The sequence below is a fragment of the Saccharibacillus alkalitolerans genome, from assembly GCF_011090185.1.
Lineage (GTDB): Bacteria > Bacillota > Bacilli > Paenibacillales > Paenibacillaceae > Saccharibacillus > Saccharibacillus alkalitolerans.
The window spans coordinates 125,138-145,172 of sequence record NZ_JAAFGS010000007.1; the positions used below are offsets into that span (position 1 = coordinate 125,138).

At 60.2% G+C, this 20,035-nt stretch carries 16 protein-coding genes and 1 pseudogene; 15 read left to right on the forward strand and 2 right to left on the reverse strand.

Annotated features, from left to right (window positions below):
- Positions 1-45: 45 nt before the first annotated feature.
- The 11 genes and pseudogenes from GYN08_RS18165 to GYN08_RS18215 all read left to right on the forward strand — a co-directional run bounded on the left by GYN08_RS18165 (position 46) and on the right by GYN08_RS18215 (position 14,310).
- On the forward strand, positions 46-2,313 hold the full coding sequence (locus tag GYN08_RS18165) for a helix-turn-helix domain-containing protein (RefSeq protein WP_166277205.1): 2,268 nt from the start codon (positions 46-48) through the stop codon (positions 2,311-2,313).
- Positions 2,314-2,389: 76 nt separating this feature from the next.
- Positions 2,390-2,542, forward strand: coding sequence for a hypothetical protein (locus GYN08_RS18170; RefSeq protein WP_166277208.1), 153 nt, complete (start codon positions 2,390-2,392; stop codon positions 2,540-2,542).
- A gap of 85 nt (positions 2,543-2,627) precedes the next feature.
- Positions 2,628-3,512, forward strand: coding sequence for an ABC transporter permease (locus tag GYN08_RS18175; protein WP_206023818.1), 885 nt, complete (start codon positions 2,628-2,630; stop codon positions 3,510-3,512).
- Between the two features lie 15 nt (positions 3,513-3,527).
- On the forward strand, positions 3,528-4,424 hold the full coding sequence (locus tag GYN08_RS18180; protein ID WP_166277213.1) for a carbohydrate ABC transporter permease: 897 nt from the start codon (positions 3,528-3,530) through the stop codon (positions 4,422-4,424).
- Between the two features lie 146 nt (positions 4,425-4,570).
- Positions 4,571-6,217, forward strand: a complete 1,647-nt coding sequence (locus tag GYN08_RS18185) for a type 2 periplasmic-binding domain-containing protein (RefSeq protein WP_166277216.1) — start codon at positions 4,571-4,573, stop codon at positions 6,215-6,217.
- Positions 6,218-6,531: 314 nt separating this feature from the next.
- The gene (locus GYN08_RS18190; protein ID WP_166277219.1) at positions 6,532-7,380 is read left to right on the forward strand and encodes a LamB/YcsF family protein; all 849 of its coding nucleotides are present in this window, start codon (positions 6,532-6,534) and stop codon (positions 7,378-7,380) included.
- Positions 7,381-7,422: 42 nt separating this feature from the next.
- A pseudogene (locus tag GYN08_RS18195) lies at positions 7,423-8,651 on the forward strand (NRAMP family divalent metal transporter).
- 43 nt (positions 8,652-8,694) lie between these two features.
- The gene (pxpB, locus tag GYN08_RS18200; RefSeq protein ID WP_166277222.1) at positions 8,695-9,471 is read left to right on the forward strand and encodes a 5-oxoprolinase subunit PxpB; all 777 of its coding nucleotides are present in this window, start codon (positions 8,695-8,697) and stop codon (positions 9,469-9,471) included.
- Positions 9,468-10,469 (forward strand): 5-oxoprolinase subunit C family protein, encoded by a 1,002-nt coding sequence (locus tag GYN08_RS18205; protein ID WP_166277225.1) that lies wholly within the window; start codon positions 9,468-9,470, stop codon positions 10,467-10,469. The genes pxpB and GYN08_RS18205 overlap by 4 nt, the downstream gene beginning before the upstream one ends.
- Positions 10,470-10,725: 256 nt before the next feature.
- Entirely contained in the window at positions 10,726-12,666 is a 1,941-nt protein-coding gene (locus GYN08_RS18210) for a sensor histidine kinase (RefSeq protein WP_166277228.1), read from the forward strand.
- 822 nt (positions 12,667-13,488) lie between these two features.
- Positions 13,489-14,310 carry a methyl-accepting chemotaxis protein gene (locus GYN08_RS18215; RefSeq protein ID WP_166277231.1) on the forward strand — a complete coding sequence of 274 codons (822 nt, stop codon included), beginning with the start codon at positions 13,489-13,491 and terminating at the stop codon, positions 14,308-14,310.
- A 193-nt stretch (positions 14,311-14,503) separates the two neighbouring features.
- Here the strand turns inward: GYN08_RS18215 and GYN08_RS18220 are convergent, their stop codons facing one another.
- Positions 14,504-15,076 (reverse strand): 5' nucleotidase, NT5C type, encoded by a 573-nt coding sequence (locus GYN08_RS18220; RefSeq protein WP_166277234.1) that lies wholly within the window; start codon positions 15,074-15,076, stop codon positions 14,504-14,506.
- Between the two features lie 242 nt (positions 15,077-15,318).
- Between GYN08_RS18220 and GYN08_RS18225 the strand changes: the two genes are divergently transcribed.
- Positions 15,319-16,002 carry a thermonuclease family protein gene (locus GYN08_RS18225; protein WP_166277238.1) on the forward strand — a complete coding sequence of 228 codons (684 nt, stop codon included), beginning with the start codon at positions 15,319-15,321 and terminating at the stop codon, positions 16,000-16,002.
- Positions 16,003-16,110: 108 nt separating this feature from the next.
- On the opposite strand, the gene GYN08_RS18230 is transcribed toward GYN08_RS18225, so the two are convergent.
- A complete protein-coding gene (locus tag GYN08_RS18230; RefSeq protein WP_206023819.1) occupies positions 16,111-16,449 on the reverse strand; it encodes a winged helix-turn-helix transcriptional regulator in 339 nt (112 codons plus the stop codon).
- 326 nt (positions 16,450-16,775) lie between these two features.
- Here GYN08_RS18230 and GYN08_RS18235 point away from each other — a divergent pair, with 326 nt between their 5' ends.
- From GYN08_RS18235 to ribD, 3 genes are all read left to right on the forward strand, one after another.
- Positions 16,776-17,870, forward strand: coding sequence for an FAD-dependent monooxygenase (locus GYN08_RS18235; RefSeq protein WP_166277241.1), 1,095 nt, complete (start codon positions 16,776-16,778; stop codon positions 17,868-17,870).
- 253 nt (positions 17,871-18,123) lie between these two features.
- Positions 18,124-18,912, forward strand: coding sequence for a GTP cyclohydrolase II (locus GYN08_RS18240; RefSeq protein WP_166277244.1), 789 nt, complete (start codon positions 18,124-18,126; stop codon positions 18,910-18,912).
- A gap of 6 nt (positions 18,913-18,918) precedes the next feature.
- On the forward strand, positions 18,919-20,019 hold the full coding sequence (gene ribD, locus GYN08_RS18245; RefSeq protein ID WP_206023820.1) for a bifunctional diaminohydroxyphosphoribosylaminopyrimidine deaminase/5-amino-6-(5-phosphoribosylamino)uracil reductase RibD: 1,101 nt from the start codon (positions 18,919-18,921) through the stop codon (positions 20,017-20,019).
- Positions 20,020-20,035: the final 16 nt, after the last annotated feature.

Here is a 20,035-nt window from a genome sequence, read left to right on the forward strand (position 1 = left end):
ACGCGTTTTTCGGCCACGAAATCCATCCGATCGGAGGAATCCCGTATGAAACGTTTCCCGATGACGCTGCAGCTGGCGCTCATCCTGTTTATCGTCATGGTCATCCCGGCGAGCATCCTGACCTGGTACAGCGGCGAACAGAGCTTTCGCGACTCGGAGCGGCAGATCGCCGAATCTTCGCTTGCCGAGCTGGTCGCCGGCCGCAGGCTGAACGAGAACGCGCTGAACAATCTGGCTCAGGACGTGGTCAGGCTGTCCGCGATCGGCACGTTCGATCGGCTTCGCCCTTTTCCGACGTACGACGAGATCAGCGCGGATTACGGACGGATCAGCAGGGCGATGACCGTGATGCGCGAGTTGACCAACCTCAACCACCGGGCGGACGGCATATATTCTTCGTTTTTTTATATGCAGGATTCCGATTACGTCGTCTCCACCGACCGCAGCATCACGAGGCTGGAACGGTACGAAGATCTCGGGTGGATCGACGAGGCGTTGGAGCGACGTTCCGGAGGCATCGCGGGAATTTGGGTGCCGCGTAAGCTGGATTCCGGCGTGAAGGTCGTGTCGTACGTGCTGCCGCTGAACCGGCTGTCCACGACGACCAAAGGCACGATCGTGATCAACGTGCGCGAAAGCCAGCTCGGCCAATACATGTATTCCGCGAACGAAGCGAGCGCGGGCTACGCCCTGATCGACGGGGACGGAACGATGGTATCCTCGCCGGATAAGAGCCTGCTGCTCAAGAATATCGCCGATCTGCCGGTATACGGCGAGCTGCTGAAGAACTCTCCGAGCGAAGGCTATGCGTTCCGGGAAGTGAACGGCGACCGGCTGCTGTACGCCTGGTCGGATTCGCAGCTGCTCGGATGGACCCATGTCGGCGTCTTTTCCGTGCAGGAGCTGCTCACGCAGACGCACGCCCGGCAGAGCGGACTCGTGCTGATGACGGCGATCATCATCTTCGTCGGCGCGTTCGTCACGCTGCTGCTGGCGACCTGGCTGTCCCGCCCCGCCCGCCAGCTGGTTCGCCGCTTGAACGAAGAATCCGGCGCCAAGCTTCCCCGCCGCAACGAGTTCGCTTTTCTCGAGGACGCTTTCCTGAGCATGAGAGACGAGGAATCCAGGCTGCATACGCTGCTTCAGCAAAGGGAACGGGATGCGCGAAGCCTGGCCGTCCAGCATCTGCTGCGCGGCGAAGTGACCCGTCCGGTGGAAGAGATTTTCCCGTACGAGCATTTTCGGGTGGCCGCGATCTCGATCGACGGCTACCGGCAGTACGTCAGCAAGCATAATTCCGAGACGCGCAGCTATCACCGCTATCTGCTGAGCGGCTACTGCGACAGCTTGTTCGAAGAAGGAATAACCAGCCACTTCCTTTACCGCGGCGACGGTTATTTCACGCTGGTGATCAACGACGGACGGGAAGAAGGCGAGCGCGGCGGCATACGCGGTCTGATGCAGCAGCTTGCGTCCCGCGCGGAGGAAGTGCTCGGCCATACGGTGACGATCGGGCTGAGCGGGGAAAAAGACGACGCCCAGTACATCCGCGATCTGGCCGCGGAAGCGTCGGAAGCCGTCAAGCGCCGCATGATCGCCGGCAGCGGCGGCATCCACTGCGGGCCCCGCGAAGACGACGGCAGCGGCAAATACATTTATCCGGCGCACAGCGAACGGCGCATTCTGAACTTTCTCGACGCCGGGGATCTGGCCGGCATCGATCGGGAGCTGGACAAGATCGTCTGCGACATCCGGTCCGCCGACTCGGTCTCGTACGACAACATTCTGTTTATCTACAATCAGTTGGTGGGCGTGACGATCAAGCATCTGCGAGAAAACGACAATCATGCCGCGCGGATCGTCGCCGGACGCGGCAGCGTCTACTCGGTGATCTCTTCCCTCGACACGCTGAACGACCTTCAGGCCTATCTGCACGAATTTTACGCGGAAGTGGTGTCGGCGTCGGCCAAACCGGCCTCAAGCGAAGCGGCTTCGCACGGCGAACGCATCGCGGCCTATCTGCGCGAGCATTACCGCGAGGAAGTCGTATTCGAAGACATGGCGAGCGAGCTCGGCATCAGCTATTCCTATATGCGCAAGATCGCGTACGAGACGCTCGGATGCAGCCTGATCGACTACTTGAACAAGCTGCGGGTCGAAGAAGCGAAGCGGCTGCTGCTGGCGGGGGGACGGACGATCACGGAGATCGCGGCCGAAGTCGGCTACGAGAACGCGCGCAGCTTCAATCGCTTTTTCCACAAATACGAAGGCATGGCTCCGAGCGCTTACAAGACCAAACAGCGTACCTCTTAAGCGGGTTTTCGATCCTTTTTTCTATTGTCCGATTCCCTCCGGAAGGAAGCGCCATTTCTGATTCGGACGGTCGAAAATGATCTTCCTGATGCTGGAAAAACGCGCAGCGGCGCGGGTTGAATCAAAAATGGATGCCGGCATCAACACTCGTCGTTTACCTCCTGCCGAAGCACGGGCTATGATGGGCACAACTTCCGGCGACGGATGGAAAAAACGAAAGGGGAGGTGAAAACGTGAAGGGAGCAAGCGTCGCTAAAAGAAAAAATGAAACCGCTTCATTACGATCGGGACGCAGCTACGGAGTTCTCTATTACTTGCGCCGCGATTGGCAGCTGTACACTCTTCTGCTCCTTCCGCTGGCTCTCGTGCTGGTCTTCAAATATTCGCCGCTGGCGGGCCTGGTGCTCGCGTTCAAGGACTATAAGATCGCGAGAGGGTTCTGGGGCAGCGAATGGGTCGGCATGGAGGTCTTTCAGGAACTGTTCGCCAAAAAAGACTTTTCCAGAGCCGTCCGCAACACGCTTCTTCTTAACGTGATGGACCTGCTGCTCAGCTTCACGGTGCCGATCTTCCTGGCGCTGCTGCTGCATGAGGTCAAAAACGTGCTGTTCAAACGCATCAATCAAACGCTGCTGTATCTGCCGCACTTCCTGTCCTGGGTCATCATCGGGGCAATCGCCTATCAGCTGCTCGGCGAAGGCAGCGGGATGATCAACAACCTGATCGCGCAGCTGGGCGGAACGCGAATACCGTTCCTCCAGGAAGACATGAACTGGCTTATCAGCTATCTGCTGATCGGGATTTGGGCCAGCATGGGTTGGGGTACGATCATTTATCTGGCTTCGATGAGCAGCATCAACCCGGATCTGTACGAAGCGGCGACCGTGGACGGCGCGGGACGCTGGCGCAAGATGTGGAATGTCACGCTGCCTTCCATCCGTCCGACGATCGTGACCCTGCTGATCATGAGCCTGGGCGGCGTGATGGGCGGTTCGTTCGAACGGATCTACGCGCTGCTGAACCGCGCCACCACGGAGTACACGACGACCATTCCGGTACTCGTATACCGCTGGGGGATCGAAGGCGGGGACATCAGCCGGGCGACCGCGCTCGGATTGTTCCAGGCGCTGATCGGACTGATTCTTGTCTTGACGACCGACCGGGTCGCCAAGAAGTTGGGCGAAGACGGATTGTTATAAGAGAGGAGGACGGCCATGAAAGCCGTGCACAAAGCTCCGGTCGGAAGCCGTCGGCGCTTCGATATCTGGGGATTCCTGATTCATGTCGCCTTGGTCATCATTTCGCTGATCTGTTTTCTGCCTTATCTTCACGTGGTGGCCAAGTCGTTCAGCGAAGACGCCTATGTCATCGCGAATAAAGTCTTTCTTTGGCCGAGAGGCTTCAGCCTCGAAGCTTACGCCAAGATTTTTGCCGACGCCAGCATTCTGAAATCGCTGTACGTATCGGTCATCGTGACGGTGCTGTTCACCGTCCTGGGCATGGTCGTGACGATCTGCGCCGCGTACCCGCTGTCCAGAAGGCAATTGAAGGGCCGCTCGACGCTGACGTTCATCTTCCTGTTCACGATGTACTTCAGCGGCGGGATCATTCCGGAATACATGCTGATCAACAGTCTGGGCATGCTGGATACGCTCTGGGCGCTTATTCTTCCGCTCGCGTTCAGCGCCTACAATCTGCTGATTCTCAAGACGACGTTCACGCACAGCGTCCCCGTCAGCCTGGAAGAATCGGCGCGCATCGACGGAGCCGGGCATTTCCGGATCCTGACCAGCATCGTTCTGCCGCTGTCCAAGCCGATTATCGCTACACTGTCGCTGTTCTACGCGGTCGGCCGCTGGAACGCTTACCAGGACGCCTTATTCTACATCAAACATAACGTCGATCTGCGTCCGCTTCAGCTCAAACTGTATTATCTGGTCGTGCAGGCAAGCGAAAGCTTCCAGCTTGAAGCGACCGAAGTCACGCTGAGCAATCCCGAAGTGTTGAAAGCATCCGTCGTCGTCTTCGCGACCATTCCGATCATCTGCATTTACCCGTTCGTGCAAAAGTATTTCGTTCAAGGCACGATGCTGGGCGCGGTGAAGGAATAACGGTCGGGGTACATGAAAAAAACGTTAAGAAAAGAGTTACTGGATGAACGTTATTTTCTTCGCTTCGCTACGAAAAAACGTAAAAAGAGTTACTGGATGTACGTTATTTTCTTCGCTTCGCTACGAAAAAACGGAGGGGGATTCATATGATCAAGAAGAAAAGATGGGGATTCAAATGTCTGACCGGTCTGGCGGTAGTCGCCATGCTCGCGGGCTGCAGCGGCGGCGGATCGGGCAACGAGGCGGGCGGGTCGAAAAGTTCCGATTCCGGCGGTACGCCGGCGGCTTCGGCCGAAGGGTTCCCGGATTACTCGGCCGGATTCCCGGAGAAGGTCAATCTCGACATTCCCGTATATGAACGCGCTTTCGAAGGCTGGAACGTTACCGACAATTACTATACCCGGTGGATTCAGAAGGAATTCGGCGACAAGTATAATGTAAGCGTTAACTTCGTGCCGATCACCCGCAGCAGCGAAGTGACCGACTTCGAGCAGCTGCTGGCTTCGCACAAAGCGCCGGATATCATTTTCCACTACGATATGCCGCAGGCGCTGGCTTATTACGGCGAAGACGTGCTGCAGGAGCTGAATTACGACGAAGTCAAGCATTATGCGCCGACCTACTGGAAGAACACGGGCGAGATCGTCGAGCAGTACGGCGTGATCGACGATAAGCCGACTTTCGTTTTCGCTTCCCGTCCGAACGCCGACAACTTCACGACGATCATCCGCAAAGACTGGGTCGAGAAGGTCGGCATGAAGGTCGAAGACCTGACGTCGCTCGAGAAATACAACGAAATGCTGCAAAAATGGAAGGAAGCCGGACTGGGCGTGACGGGCGGCAGCCTGATCCAGAACTCTTTCAACTACAACTATGCTTTCCGCGATTGGCCGTTCGACCCGAAATACCGCGCGCTTTACTCCGACCTGTCCGTAGCCGATTTCACGACGGCGGATACGGAGCGGTACCTGCGCAACCTGAACTACCAGTACAACAACGGTCTGATCGATAAGGAATTCTACCTGCGCGACGACGACTCCAAGATCAAAGCGGAATTCGTGGCGGGCAAAACGGGCACGTACGGTACGTACCTGACGAACAACACGGACGTGTTCGCGGCAGCGCTGAAAAACAACCCGGATGCCGAATTCGCCATTCTGCCTCCGTACGCCGGCGTGCCGGAAGGCCGCAAGCCGCAGGGACGGGCATACTGGCCGTTCGGATTCATCATGGGCATCAACTACGAATCGACCGACATGGAACGCGCCGCCGTGTGGATGTACCTCGAATGGATGAGCCAGCCGGAGAATCTGTTCTTCCTGCAAAACGGGGTGGAAGGCGAGAACTACAAGCTCGACGATCAAGGCATCGCGGTCCGCAACGTGGACTACAAAGGCGAATCCGTCCTGGCGCAGAACAACAACAAAGACTACTGGGCGCTCGTAACGGAAACGGCGCAGTACCCGGATGCCGAAAAAACGCTGGAAGCCAACAAACGCAACTGGGCGCCTCCGGGCCACGAATACCTGGTCGACGACCTGGTCAAATATTATAACGAAACGTCGGAATTCCGGACGCCGGACGCTCTGTACACCGTCGTGCTCGACAGCGTGAACGATTACAAAGCCGACCTGAACGTGCTGTTCCAGGAGCTGTATCTCAAAGTCGCGCTCGCTCCGGAAGACCAGTTCGACAAGCTTTACGAAGAAGCCAAGCAGCAGTATCTCGACGCGGGCTATCAAGAAATTCTGGACGAGAAGCAGGAAGCGATCGACGAAGGGAAATATAAGTAAGTTCGGACTCAAGAACAAAAGAACGGAAAAGAAAGCCGGGAGGAAGCGCGGAATGTCGCGCTCCTCCCTTTTTGCCGTCCGGAGAAACGCAAAAAAGAGGCGGATAGCGGGGGCTGCCGAGGCGCGGCAAGCAGGTGCCCGGAACATGCACGCAGCCGGAAATTCGAGTTTATGCTCGACTTTCGGCTGTTTATATATTGAAAATGCGGCTCCCCGCCGGGCGAGCCTGTATAATAACGGTATTTACCTGCGTATGGATCCGCTGCGGCGGCGATTCAGCGGCCGCGAGGCGATCGAAGAAAGGAAGTGCGAGGATGGGCGAAGGAGAAAAAGAATATGAAGAACCTGTAGGGGAAAACGGCAAGGACACTGCGCGGAAGAGGAACGCGCGTATTGACCTGAACTGCGATCTCGGCGAAAGCTTCGGCGCTTATACGCTGGGGCGGGACGCCGAGATTCTCCCGCACGTAACGTCGGCGAACATCGCCTGCGGCTTCCATGCGGGCGATCCGTCCGTGATGCGGCGGACGGTTCGGCTGGCGCTGGAAGCGGGCGTATCGATCGGCGCCCATCCGGGGCTGCCGGACCTGGTCGGCTTCGGCCGGCGGAACATGGACGTCTCGGCGGACGAAGTCTACGCCATGACGCTGTACCAGATCGGCGCGCTGGAGGCGATCGCGCGCGCCGAAGGCGGCGTGCTGCGCCATGTGAAGCCCCACGGCGCGCTGTACAACATGGCCGCCCGCGACGCCGCGCTGGCGGATGCGATCGCCCGCGCGGCAGCCCGGGTCGATGCCGGGCTGATCCTGTTCGGATTGTCGGGCAGCGAACTGATCCGGGCGGGGCGGGAGGCCGGCTTGAGGACGGCCAGCGAAGTATTCGCGGACCGGACGTATTTACCGGACGGCTCGCTGACGCCGAGAAGCCGTCCCGGCGCGCTGATCGGGAGCGACGACGAGGCGATCGCCCAAGTGCTTCGCATGATTGCCGAAGGCAGGGTGCGAAGCGCGGACGGCGCGGACGTGGAGATCGCCGCGGATACCGTCTGCATTCACGGCGACGGACCGCACGCGGCGGATTTTGCCCGCCGGATCCGTCAGGCCTGCGAAGAGGCCGGCATTCGGGTCGCGGCCATGAACGCCCGGCAGCAGCAGGCGGATTAGAATCATCAAACGGCGAAGCGCCGCAGAACAAGGAGGCTACCTATGCAACCCGGCAAAAACAAACAAGGCACTTCGCTAGCCGAACCGCCGAAATCGAATTGGAGCGTCATGCTCGGCGCCGTTTTCCTGATGGCGACGTCGGCGATCGGTCCGGGCTTTCTCACCCAGACGACCGTGTTCACCCAACAGCTCGCCGCGAGCTTCGGCTTCGTTATTCTGATCTCCATCATTTTGGACATCGGCGCGCAGATGAATATTTGGCGGATCATCGCCGTGTCCGGGAAAAGGGGGCAGGACATCGCCAATATGGTGCTGCCCGGCCTCAGCTACGGACTCGCTTTTCTGATCGTGTTCGGAGGCATCGCCTTTAACATCGGCAATATCGCGGGAGCGGGCCTCGGCCTGAACGTGCTGTTCGGCACGTCCGCGGAAGTCGGCGCGATCTGCAGCGCGGTGATCGCGATCGCCGTTTTCCTGATTCGCGACGCGGGCAAGGCCATGGACCGCTTCACCCAGATCGCGGGCGCCGCGATGATCCTGCTGACGCTGTACGTCGTGATCACGTCGGCTCCGCCGGTCGGCGAAGCGGTCGTGAAGACGTTCGCGCCCGACCGGATCGACATGCTGGCCATCGTCACGCTGGTCGGCGGCACGGTCGGCGGGTATATTACGTTTGCGGGCGGACACCGTCTGCTCGATGCCGGCATCAAAGGACGGGCGGTGCTGCCGCAGGTTACGAAAACGTCGGTCTACGGCATTCTGGTCACTTCGGTCATGCGGGTGCTGCTCTTCCTGGCCGCGCTGGGGTCGTCGCCCAGGGACTGGCCGTCGATCCGGGAAATCCGCCGGCTTCGGTATTCCGGCTTGCGGCGGGCAATGTCGGATATAAGCTGTTCGGGATCGTGATGTGGGGAGCGGCGATCACGTCGGTGATCGGCTCGGCTTACACGTCCGTGTCGTTCGTCCGCAGCTTCAGCCCGAAAATCGACCGGAATTACAAGTTTTATATCATCGGATTCATCGCCGTTTCGACGCTGATCTTCGTCCTCGTCGGCAGACCGGTGGGTATGCTGGTGCTGGCCGGCGCGCTGAACGGCATGATTCTGCCGATCGGCCTGTGCGTGCTGCTGATCGCGGCTTACCGGCGAAACATCGTCGGCGATTACCGGCATCCGCTCTGGCTGACCGTCTTCGGCGGCCTGATCGTGCTGGTCATGGCCTATATGAGCGGGTATACGCTGATCAACGAAATTCCGAAGCTGTTCCAATAAATAAAGGCGAGTCACTTATCGAAACGAAGGGAGGAATCGGGTCATGAACCGCACTGCAGCTTCGCCCGAACCGAAAATTTCTCCGTACGGCGAATGCGCCGTGCGCGTCGCCTGGGAAGCCGAGATCCGGCCGGACATCCACCGCCGGGTCAAGGCGCTGAGCGAAGCGCTGGAGGGTCGTCCTTTTCCGGGCATGGTCGAATGCGTGCCTTCGTATGCGGCCGTTACCGTGTTCTACGATCCGTTCGAGACGGGAAACGCCCGCAGGCGAGGAGAATTCGGAGACGAACGGCGAAACGGGGAAGAACCGGTCTATCGGACCGTGTGCGACCTGCTCGGACGGATGGCGGGCAGCTTGAACCTGTCGGCCGAAGCGGAGCCGAGAGTCGTCGACATTCCCGTCTGCTACGGCGGCGAGCACGGTCCCGACCTGGAAGAAGTGGCGGGCCATGCGGGTTTGACGCCGGAGAAGGTCGTGGAGATTCATGCCGGAGGCGACTATCTGGTGTATATGATCGGCTTTGCGCCGGGCTTCCCGTACCTCGGCGGTATGCCCGAATCGATCGCGGCGCCGCGGCGGCAGACGCCGCGATCCGCTATCCCGGCGGGAGCGGTCGGCATCGCCGGGAAGCAGACCGGCGTCTATCCGCTGTCGACGCCCGGCGGCTGGCAGTTGATCGGCCGGACGCCGCTGGCGCTGTTCCGTCCGGCGGAAGATCCGCCGAGCCTGCTGCGCGCCGGCGACCGGGTTCGTTTCCGGCCGATCGGGCCGGAAGAATTTCTGCGGCTGGAAGCCGCGCACGGGGAGGGGCGGCCATGACCATCACCGTGCTGATGCCGGGCATGCAGACGACCGTGCAGGATCTGGGCCGAGCCGGATACCAGAAATACGGCGTCGTGGCCGGAGGAGCCGCGGACCCGTACGCGCTGCGGGTCGCGAACCTGCTCGTCGGCAGCGACGAGGGAGCCGCCGGACTCGAAATCACGTTAAGCGGGCCGACGCTTCGCTTCGGCCGCGACACGCTGGTCGCCGTAACCGGCGGCGATCTGTCGCCGAGCGTGAACGGCGCGCCGCTGCCGATGTGGCGGCCGGCGCTGCTGCCGGCAGGCGCCGAACTCCGCTTCGGCGCGGCAAAGAGCGGCTGCCGCGCTTATCTCGCGATCGCCGGCGGCTTCGACGTGCCGCCGGTCATGGGCAGCCGCGGCACGTACCTGCGGGCCGGGATCGGCGGTTTCGAAGGCCGCGAGCTGCGCGCGGGCGACGTTCTGGCGCCGGGAGAACCCGGCGAGGCGTCGCTGAGGCTGGCCCGGCGGCTCTCGGGTGCCGAAGGGGAGACGTTCGCGGCGACGTCTTGGTACGCGGACAACCGGTACATTCCGCCAGGCCGCACAGCACTTGCCGTAAGGGCGGTGCGCGGCCCGGAATTCGACGCGTTCTCGGCCGGAAGCCGGCAGGCCTGGTTCTCGAGGGCATTCGAAGCGACGCCGCAGTGCGACCGGATGGGCTGCCGCCTGACCGGACCGCCGCTCGCTCCGGAGCGGCCGCTCGAGATGCTGTCCGAAGCGGTGGCGCCGGGAACGGTGCAGGTGCCGCCCGACGGCAACCCGATTCTGCTGCTGGCGGATCGGCAGACGGCCGGAGGCTATCCGCGCATCGCTCAGATCGCGGCGGTCGACCTGCCCGTCGCGGCGCAGCTGCGGCCCGGGCAGCGGATCTCTTTTTACGAAATTACGGCGGAAGAAGCCGAGAAATTGTATCGAGACAGGGAAGAGAAGATCCGGCTTATGCGGCGGTTTATAGAGCTGCAGCCGATATAAGAACCGAATCATGCAGGCGTTCCGGGAGACGGAACGCTTTTTTTTGCCGCTGCGCGCCGCAATAGGAGCAGGATATAAAAAATCTGACGCGCGCTGGCGCAAAAGAGGAGGAAACGGCTATTTTCACAAAATTGTCACATGATAAAATAAGAAGGCCGGATGCGAGGCGGCCAAATCGGCCGCCGCAGCGGTTGTCGCCCGAATAGAATCGTCGTTCGACGTTTTTTTATAGATAGGGGAGAAAGGAACGGATGACATGACTGAATTTCACGGAACGTACGAGCTTCATTTCGTTCTTTTTTCGCTTTTCATTTCGTTCTTCGCCTCCTGCAGCGCGCTGTACGTCTACGAGCGCGTGCTGGTGCTGAGCGGACCGACGCGGCGCTTATGGATGCTGCTCGGCTCGGTCACGATGGGGCTCGGCATCTGGTCCATGCATTTTATCGGCATGCTGGCCTACCGACTGCCGGTGCAGGTCGATTACACGCCAGGCTGGCTGCTGCTTTCCATTGTGCTTCCCGTGCTTGCGGTATGGGGAGCCTTTCGTATGATCGCCAGCGACGTAACCCGCACGGGCAGCCTGCTGGCCGGGTCGGCGTTTATGGGCGGAGCCATACTGGCCATGCATTACAGCGGAATGGCCGCGATGAGCATGCCGCTCCGGATGCAGCATGACTGGCGTTATGTGACGCTGTCCGTGCTGATCGCGTTCGGCGCTTCGTTCGCCGCGCTTAAGCTGTCGGCCGTGCACCGGAAGCATCGCTGCGCCCGGCTCAGGCTGCCGTTCCGGCTGGCCGTCGCGCTGCTGCTCGGGGGAGCGGTGGCGGGGATGCACTATACGGCGATGGCGGCGGTTCGTTTTCACGGCATGGAGAGCGAGATGTCTCACCATATCCGGCCGACGGGCGCGAGTTATGCCGACGAGTCGATGCTGGCGATCTTGATCGGCGCCGCGACGCTGCTGATCCTGGTGGTCGTGCTGATCAGCCAGGCGATCGACCGGAAAGTCGCGCTGCGCTTGGCGGATTCGAACCGCCGTCGTTACGATTCCATCTTCGAGCATAATCCGGACGCCGTCTGCCTGTACGAAAACGGAAGGCTGGCGAGAGCCAATCCGGCGCTGGAGCGGATTACGGGATATGCCTTCGAGGAGCTTCGCGGCACCACGTTCGACGAGCTGCTGTTCGAAGAAGATCGCGAACGGCTCAAAGCCTGTTACGACGCGGCTCTGTCGGGCGAATCCGATACGACCGAGCTGCGCATCCGCGGCAAGCACCGCGTCGAGATCTGGCTCAGCTTGACGATGGTTCCGCTTGAAAACGAAGCCGGCATCCGTGACGTCTACACGATTTCCCGGGACATTACGGACCGAAAGCGGGCGGAACGGGAACTGCGCGCGGCGAAAGCGGAAGCCGAGGAAGCGCTGCGGATCAAAGGAGATTTTCTTGCCGTCATGAGTCATGAACTGCGAACCCCGCTGAACGGAGTGCTGGGCATCAGCGACATTCTGCTGGATACGCCGCTGAGCGACGAGCAGAAGGAATACGTAAGGCTGATTCATCGGAGCGGCTCGGCGCTGCTGTACGTGATCAACGACGTGCTCGACTTCTCGAAGCTCGAGGCGGGCAAGTTGAAGACGGTCAGCGAGCCTCTGGCGCTGAAGACGCTGTTGGGCGACGTGGCCGGGCTCTATGCCGTGCAGGCGGAACAGAAAGGGGTGTCGTTCGCCAGCGCGATCGGGCCGGGAATCCCGGAAATTCTGCTCGGCGACGAACACCGGATTCGCCAAGTGCTGATGAATTTGCTGAGCAACGCGCTCAAGTTCACGTCCGAAGGCGGGATCGAGTTACGCGCCGACGTGGAAGAACTGCGGAGCGGAACGCCGGAAGGGCGGAAATTTCCGAGACCCGGAAGCGTCGTTCTGATGCGCTTTTCCGTGCGGGACAGCGGGATCGGCATTCGGCCCGAGGAACGGGACAAGCTGTTCCAACCGTTTTACCAGACCTCTTCGGCCGCGAATCGGATGCAGAACGGCACGGGCCTCGGGCTTGCGATCTGCAAAAACCTCGTCGAACTGATGGGGGGCCGGATCGGAGTGGAGTCGGTCGAAGGCGCCGGATCGGTGTTCTCCTTCACCGTGCCGATGCCGGTATACCGGGAGGAGCGGGACGGAGAACTGGCAGGGGCCAAGAGCTGAACGCGTCGGCAAAGAGCGAGACGGGGTGCGGAAAGATTCCGAAGGGTTCGAGCCGCGCGAAGAAATCGGAACACAGGCCGGGCAGGAAGCGAAGCCGCTTCGAAGCTCGGCCTTTTGCGCTCGCAAGTCGGCGCCGACGCGCCAAGGTGCCAAGACGCAAAGATGCCAGGACGCAAAGGTGCCAAGACGTCGAGACAACAAGCGCCAAGACGGTAGAGCGCAAGCGGCCAAGGTGCCGACACCAAGCCGGCTGCCGGCCTACGGATCTTAAAATCCGGGAGGCCGGCTTTTTGCCGTTCGGCTCGGGCTCGGCATGCCGGGGCAGGGAGATGAGCGGCCGGCAGTTCCGCGGTTCAATGGCTCCTTGGGATGAAGAGCACAAGTAGATGCGTAAGAGCAGCTATTTGTCGCGCAAGAACGCCTTTTTACCGAATAGATGCGCAGGAGCAGTTATTTCGCTTGATCGCCGCCGAAACCCTTCCTTTTTCATGAAATAGCTGCTTCCATGCATCTATTTCGAAATTTCAGGAGAAAAAGGAGAAAATAAGTGCTCTTACGCAGCTATTTTTAAAAGAGTGCGGACTGAGTGCTTATCGAACCCGCTTACATCCGGTTTTCGCGCGAAGACGGAAGGAGATTTGCCGGCATCATGCGGAATGCAGAACCTGGGATGCCGAGCAGCTGCGCCGGAAAATGGGTCTTGTCCGCTGCTTTTTTGCCGTTTTCGCGTTTTGACGGCGCCGGACTGCTTGAGCGAAACGGGGATGAGGGTGATATACCTTGAAGGAATAAATATCCAATTCGAGAAAGGAGCGAGGAGCGGTGACAAAAGACATCGATTCCCTGGATTCGTTGGCGGCTGCGATTCCCCTGCTTAAGGCGGCGTTACCTGTCGAAGCCTCGATCGCTTTGTGCGACATGCGGCAGTTCACGGCCTATTGGCCGGGCGAGCGAATCAATCTGAACATCAAGCCGGGCCAGCTTCTGCAGGAAGGAGAGCCTCTGCTGCTTGCGCTGCGCAGCGGCAGGGCGCTGCGTGCCGAGGTACCCGCGGAATATTACGGATTCGCCTTCACGGGTACGGCCACTCCGGTCAAGGACGGGAACGGACGGATCATCGGCGGGATCGCCGTGCAGGTGCGGCGGCACAGCGAGCTGATCGAGATTGCCGACCGAATCGCCGAGTCGCTGACGCAGGCGGGCGAGCAGGTCGCGAGCATCGCCGCAGGATCGGGCGGTCTGTCGGACGCTTCGAACGACCTGCTGGGCTTGTCCCGGCAGGCGGAAGAAAATGCTTACGGCGCGGACGGCGTCGTCCGGATGATTAAGGAAGTAGCCGACCAGACGCATCTGCTGGGCATCAACGCGGCGATCGAGGCGGCTCATGCCGGCGAAGCGGGCGCGGGCTTCGGCATCGTGGCATCCGAGATCCGCAAGCTGTCCGGCCAGACCGTCAGCTCGACGAACAGCATCCGCGGCACGCTGGACGCGTTCAAAAAGCTGACGGCGCAGATGAGCGGTTCGATCGAGCGGATCGCGGAAACCGGTCAGAGTCAGGCGGCGTCGACCGAAGAACTGTCGGCCATGATCCGGGAAATTCGCGAGATGTCGGCCAAGTTGAACGAATTCGCGAAGCAGCTGTAAGCGAACTCGTTCGGGACTGCCGGCGCTAAGCGTTCAGGGGCCTTATTCGCGCAGCGAGCGGGCCGAAGCGGGCAAGCGGTCCCGTTCGCGTCGGAGCCGCATTTTCCATGCGAAAACTCCCGGAAGCGAAAGCACCTTCGTGCTTCCGCTTCCGGGAGTTCGTTTTTTCGGCGTCGCGTACTGCGCGTTTTCGTTATCCCTTTGCCGGGAAGCCCGGACCCGACAGCACGCTGTTCACGAGGTCGCCCATGCCTTCCCACGAATCCTTCATTAGAAAATCGTCCTGCAGGGTGCGGTTCCACGGACGCGGAATGCCGATCGTGCGTTTGCCCGCTTCTCGCGCGGCGAGCAGGTTATGCGGGCCGTCGTCGATCAGCAGATCGAACTCCAGCAGGTATTTGCGCTTGGCGACGAAAAAGTTCTCGAACGGAATGAACGGCATATGCCGCTGCAGCCAGTTCCATTTCTCGGGAACCGCCGAAGGGCGTGCCGCCGTCACGATAATCACGTCGTGCTCCTCGCTGATCCGGCGGACTTCCTCGATCGTGTGCTCGTCGAAGATTTCCAGTTCTTCGTAGAGCTTCGGCCGCCCGAAAAAAATCTCCTCGTTGCATTCCGGGTGCCAGATGCCGCTGAGGTCGAAGCTGACCACCTGATCGATCGTAAGCGGGAGGTCGGGATAAGCGGCGTTATGGTAATGAATGGCCTTCGGCACCAGATGACAGATCGTGTCGTCCATGTCGATGGCTACGATTTTTTTGCTCATGACAGTCCTCTCCAGTCTGAAAAAGTATTGCGGTCTTTCTTGAAAACGCGGATATCTGCATTGTAGCGAACTTCATGCGCGATGGCAAAGAATTGCCGGATTTTGGAGGAGGCGGCAGGGGGAGACGGCAGGAAGCGCCAAGCTCCGCAGGTTGCTTTTTCGACGGAAAAAGGGTAAGAACAATGGAGCGGCGCAGCGCCGCGGGCAACAGGAACAGAACATCATGAACCGGGGGAATGTCTATGAAAACGCCAGGCGATCGCGACGGAGGAAACGGAAGCGGCCGTCCGAAGCGCAGCCTGCTGTCGATCGCGGCGACCGTTATCGTGCTGGGACTGCTGCTGTTTACCGATGCGGGCCGCAGCCTGTTGGGCAATTTGCTGAACGGGGATGAAGCGGCGCAGACGCAGAGCGACCGGACTTCCGGCCGAGCCGGATCGGAAGACGCGCCGGCATCGAACGACGAGCCGGCCGCCGAGGGCAGAGTAGCCGCAAGAGTAGAGCGTACCGTCGACGGGGATACGTTTATCGCGACTTTGGACGACGGAAGCCGCGAACGGGTGCGCATGCTGCTGATCGATACGCCGGAGACGAAGAAGGAAGGCACGCCGGTGCAGCCGTTCGGCCCGGAAGCAAGCGATTACGCGAAAAAGCGGTTGACCGGCAAGGCGGTCGAGCTGGAGTTCGACGAGGAACAGCGGGATCAGTACGACCGGATGCTGGCTTACGTTTATTTGGACGGCGAGAGGTTCAACGAGAAGCTGCTGGAGCAAGGACTGGCACGCGTGGTCGTATACAAGCCCAACGACAAATACGCGGACGAATTCCGGAGTGTCGAGGCCGAAGCCAAGCGGAAAAAGCTCGGGGTGTGGAGCATCGACGGCTATGCGGATAAGCGAGGATTCCATCCGGAAGCGGCGGAATGACGCCGCTTCCGGATGGAACACAAATCTGCCGAAAAGAGCCGAATGCCATACTCGACAAAAAGCCGCCGATCATACGATCGGCGGCTTTTCGCTCGGGGAGCGTGCAAGTCAGTCGGTCTGCTCCTGCTCAACCTTGATCCAACGCGTCGCCCAGCCCTGAATGTCGTCCATGAGAGGCGCGAGATCGCGGCCCATGTCCGTCAGCGAGTATTCGATCCGTACGGGCTTTTCCGGGTACACGGTGCGCAGGACGATCCCCGCCTCTTCGAGTTCTTTCAGACGCTCCGACAGCACCTTGCCGCTCAGATTGGACAGCGAGCTTTCGATATCCACGAAGCGTCGCGGCCCGTCCAGCAGCCGATAAATGATGAGGGTCGTCCAGCGCTTGCTCAGCAGCTCGATCGCTTTTTCGAATCGGGGGCACAGTTCGGTCAGCTCTGCGGCCAATGGGATCACTCTCCGTTGTCGTATTTAGTAAAAAGATTTCTCGGAAATTTCCGTCGGACTTCTATACAATGAACCCGATCTTCGGGCTTAAGGAAAGGTAACAAGGTTGGAAAAGCTTTCCTCGTTATTATACCCCGATATACTTAAATAAACAAGCTTACTATTCGTAATAATTAAAGCTTGACTAAGTAACAGCAATTAAATATACTCGGTTACATAAAGTAATGTTGTGAGTTAGACGGTTTAACTACGCAAGCGAAGCGCGCGTTTAAACCGTCATGGTTTAACTACTCGCTCATTCAACCGTCAATATCGGAGGAAAAAACATGGAACGACATACGGACATTTGTATCGCGGGCGGCGGGCCGGCCGGCACTCTGCTGGCGTGCCTGTTGGCCCGCCGCGGCGCGGACGTCGTACTGATCGAGAAACAGCCGGTACCCGGACCGTCGTTCCGCGGAGAAATTCTTAACGGCGACGGGGAGTATGTGCTGAAGAAGCACGGGCTGCTGGAGCGGGTCGATCCGGAAGCGGTGCTTCCGCTGATCCGGATTGAATATTGGGAGAACAGGCGCGTCGTGAAGACGATCCTGCCGGAAGCGGAGGGCGGCAACGTCGGCATTCATATTCCGCAGGCCGATCTGCTGCTCGCCCTGCTCGGCGAAGCTTCGGAATACCCGAACTTTACTTATAAGCCCGGTACGGCGGTGCGCGGACTGCTGCATGACGAAAACGGGCGCTGTGCCGGCGTTAAAGTCCGAGGCGCGGACGGCATCGACGAAGAAATCCGCAGCCGCGTCGTCGTCGGCGCGGACGGCCGATATTCGGCGGTGCGCAAATACGCCGGAATCTCCTCGAGCACGAAAGGACACGGCTACGATCTGCTGTGGGCGAGAATTCCGGCGCCGGCAGATTGGGAGCCGGTGATGTGCTCCACGATCCAGGACGGACAGCAGCTTCACTTGTTCACGCAGGCCCGCGGCTACGTGCAGGTCGGCTGGAACATCGAGGAAGATTCGTACAAGGAGCTGCGCAAGCGGCCTTTCGAAGAACTGACGGACACGCTGATCGCCGCCTTTCCCAAGCTGGAATCCAGCGTACGGAAGCATATCAAGTCGTGGCAGGACTTCGTACTGCTCGACATTTTCAGCAGCCGTTCGGAACGGTGGGCGCAGCCGGGCCTTGTGCTGATCGGCGACGCGGCCCACACGATGACGCCCACAGGCGCTTTCGGCCTGAACGAAGCGCTTTGCGACGCGGACGTGCTGTACGAAGAGCTGTTGACGTGCCTGGAGAGAAGCGCGGACGACAGCCTGCCTCCGCTGGAACGGCTCGAACAGCGCCGGCGCGAAGATGTGGAACGCCGGCAGCGGGAACAGCTGAACATGGAATCGACGTACGCTCAAAATTTTAACATTTAACAATCCGAGCGACGATAATATACAGACGGATGATAGAATGAAGGAAATCGGCCGACCGGCCCGGCAGTACAAAAAAATTCAGGCAAATATGATCCAAATCCGCCCGGGCTGCGAATCACCTTCCGGATCGGAAGGTGAAGCCCTTTTCCCCGAATCGGCATACATCGAAGAACGGCAGACGGTCCGCCGCGGCTCAAGAGCTCGCTTGGCGGCTTACCCGACTTAACCAATACGAAAAAAAGGATGTGCCATCATGTTGAACAACAGCGCAGCTTTTATATTGAAAGATCGCATTCACAACGTCCCTTCCGTGCTGAACCCTCAGGAAGGCTACGTCCTGGTCGGCCCGATCACGCTTCCGGTCAATCTGGACGGGGAGACGATCACGTTCCGCTGGTACAGCTGGATCAAGGAACCGGAAGGCGGGCGCGAGATGTCCGCCGAAGCGCTGATTCGCAGCCTGCCGACGATGAATCTGGCCGAAGGCCAGCAGTCGAGCGTGCTTGTGTACGGCGACTTCGAACACTCGCACGACGCTCTGATCCGCATGCACAGCATCTGCCACACGGGCGACATTTTCGGCAGCAAAAGATGCGACTGCGGCTATCAGCTGCACCAGTCGATGAAGATGATCGTGGAGCACGGCTCCGGCGCGCTCTTTTACCTGGCGAACCACGAAGGACGCGGCATCGGCTTGTTCAGCAAAGCGATGGCCTATATCCTGCAGGAGCAGGGCATGGACACCGTCGAAGCGAACCTGGCGCTCGGATTCGAAGACGATACCCGCAACTACGACGGCGCGATCGGCGTGCTGAAATTTTTGCGCCAGCTGCCGGTCACGCTGATCACGAACAACCCGCGCAAGCTCGAAGCGCTGAAAGCTTCCGGCATGAACGTATCGGGCCGTACCCCGCTGTGGGGCGACGTATCGGAATTCAACGAGAAGTATCTGCGAACCAAGGTCAACCGGTCCGGCCACTTCGCCGCGCAAAATCCGCTCGAAGGCTTGAGCGTGCTGCCGGCCGTCGAAGGGGGAGACTGAGTACGCATGAGCGATCTGTCCATCCATGAAAAATATATGCGGCTCGCGCTGGAGAACGCCCGTGCCGCGAAAGGCCAGACCGCGCCCAACCCGCTGGTCGGCTCGGTCATCGTGAACGAAGGGCGGATCGTCGGCATCGGCGCGCATCTGAAGCCGGGCGAGCCGCACGCGGAGATCCATGCGCTGCGCATGGCGGGCGAGCATGCCCGAGGCGGCACGATCTATGTGACGCTCGAGCCTTGCTCGCATCATGGTCGTACCGGTCCATGTGCCGAGGCGGTCGCGCGGGCCGGTCTGGCCCGCGTCGTCGTAGCCGCTCCGGACCCGAACCCGCTGGTAGCGGGACGGGGGATCAAGATCCTGCGCGACGCCGGCATCGAAGTCATCGAGGGCGTGCTGCGCGAGGAGTCCGAGCGGATGAACGAGGTGTTCAACCGCTACATCGTCAGCAAACGCCCGTTTGTCACGGTCAAATCCGCGACGACGCTCGACGGCAAGATCGCCACGCGCACGTCCAGCAGCCGCTGGATCACGTCGGCCGAAGCGCGCGAAGACGTACATCGGCTGCGCCACGAGAGCGGCGCGATCCTGGTCGGCGTGCAGACGATTCTGCATGACGATTCGCAGCTGAACACCCGGCTGCCGGACGGCCGCAATCCGCTTCGCGTCGTGCTGGACAGCAAGCTGCGCATTCCGGAAGACGCACGGGTCATTACGGACGGCGAAGCGCCGACCTGGATCTTCACCGGCTCCCACGCCGACCCGGCCAAGCGGCAGCGGCTGGAAGAGGCCGGCGTGAGAGTGTTCGAGACGACCGGAAGCGAACGCGTGAATCTGGAACAGGTGCTGGATATGCTCGGATCGAGCGAGATCTCGTCGCTGCTCGTCGAGGGCGGCGGCCAGGTCATCGCTTCGTTCGTGGAGCAGGGGCTTGCGGACAAGCTGGTGCTGTATATGGCGCCGAAGCTGGTCGGCGGCAAGGATGCCCCGACGTTCCTCGAAGGGCTGGGCATTGCCGACATGAACGACGCGATCGGGCTTACAGGTCTGCGTGCGGAGCCGTTGGGGCCGGATTTGAAGTTCGAGGCTTATTTTCCGAAGGGCTGAAGAACAAAAACAACCT

Excerpts from the sequence above, each read along its gene's own strand:
- GYN08_RS18205 (WP_166277225.1), top strand. The coding sequence starts at position 9,468 with ATGACCATCACCGTGCTGATGCCGGGCATGCAGACGACCGTGCAGGAT.
- GYN08_RS18235 (WP_166277241.1), top strand. The coding sequence starts at position 16,776 with ATGGAACGACATACGGACATTTGTATCGCGGGCGGCGGGCCGGCCGGC.
- GYN08_RS18220 (WP_166277234.1), bottom strand. The coding sequence starts at position 15,076 with ATGAGCAAAAAAATCGTAGCCATCGACATGGACGACACGATCTGTCAT.
- GYN08_RS18225 (WP_166277238.1), top strand. The coding sequence starts at position 15,319 with ATGAAAACGCCAGGCGATCGCGACGGAGGAAACGGAAGCGGCCGTCCG.
- GYN08_RS18180 (WP_166277213.1), top strand. The coding sequence starts at position 3,528 with ATGAAAGCCGTGCACAAAGCTCCGGTCGGAAGCCGTCGGCGCTTCGAT.
- ribD (WP_206023820.1), top strand. The coding sequence starts at position 18,919 with ATGAGCGATCTGTCCATCCATGAAAAATATATGCGGCTCGCGCTGGAG.
- GYN08_RS18165 (WP_166277205.1), top strand. The coding sequence starts at position 46 with ATGAAACGTTTCCCGATGACGCTGCAGCTGGCGCTCATCCTGTTTATC.
- GYN08_RS18210 (WP_166277228.1), top strand. The coding sequence starts at position 10,726 with ATGACTGAATTTCACGGAACGTACGAGCTTCATTTCGTTCTTTTTTCG.
- GYN08_RS18170 (WP_166277208.1), top strand. The coding sequence starts at position 2,390 with ATGATCTTCCTGATGCTGGAAAAACGCGCAGCGGCGCGGGTTGAATCA.
- pxpB (WP_166277222.1), top strand. The coding sequence starts at position 8,695 with ATGAACCGCACTGCAGCTTCGCCCGAACCGAAAATTTCTCCGTACGGC.
- GYN08_RS18240 (WP_166277244.1), top strand. The coding sequence starts at position 18,124 with ATGTTGAACAACAGCGCAGCTTTTATATTGAAAGATCGCATTCACAAC.
- GYN08_RS18185 (WP_166277216.1), top strand. The coding sequence starts at position 4,571 with ATGATCAAGAAGAAAAGATGGGGATTCAAATGTCTGACCGGTCTGGCG.
- GYN08_RS18190 (WP_166277219.1), top strand. The coding sequence starts at position 6,532 with ATGGGCGAAGGAGAAAAAGAATATGAAGAACCTGTAGGGGAAAACGGC.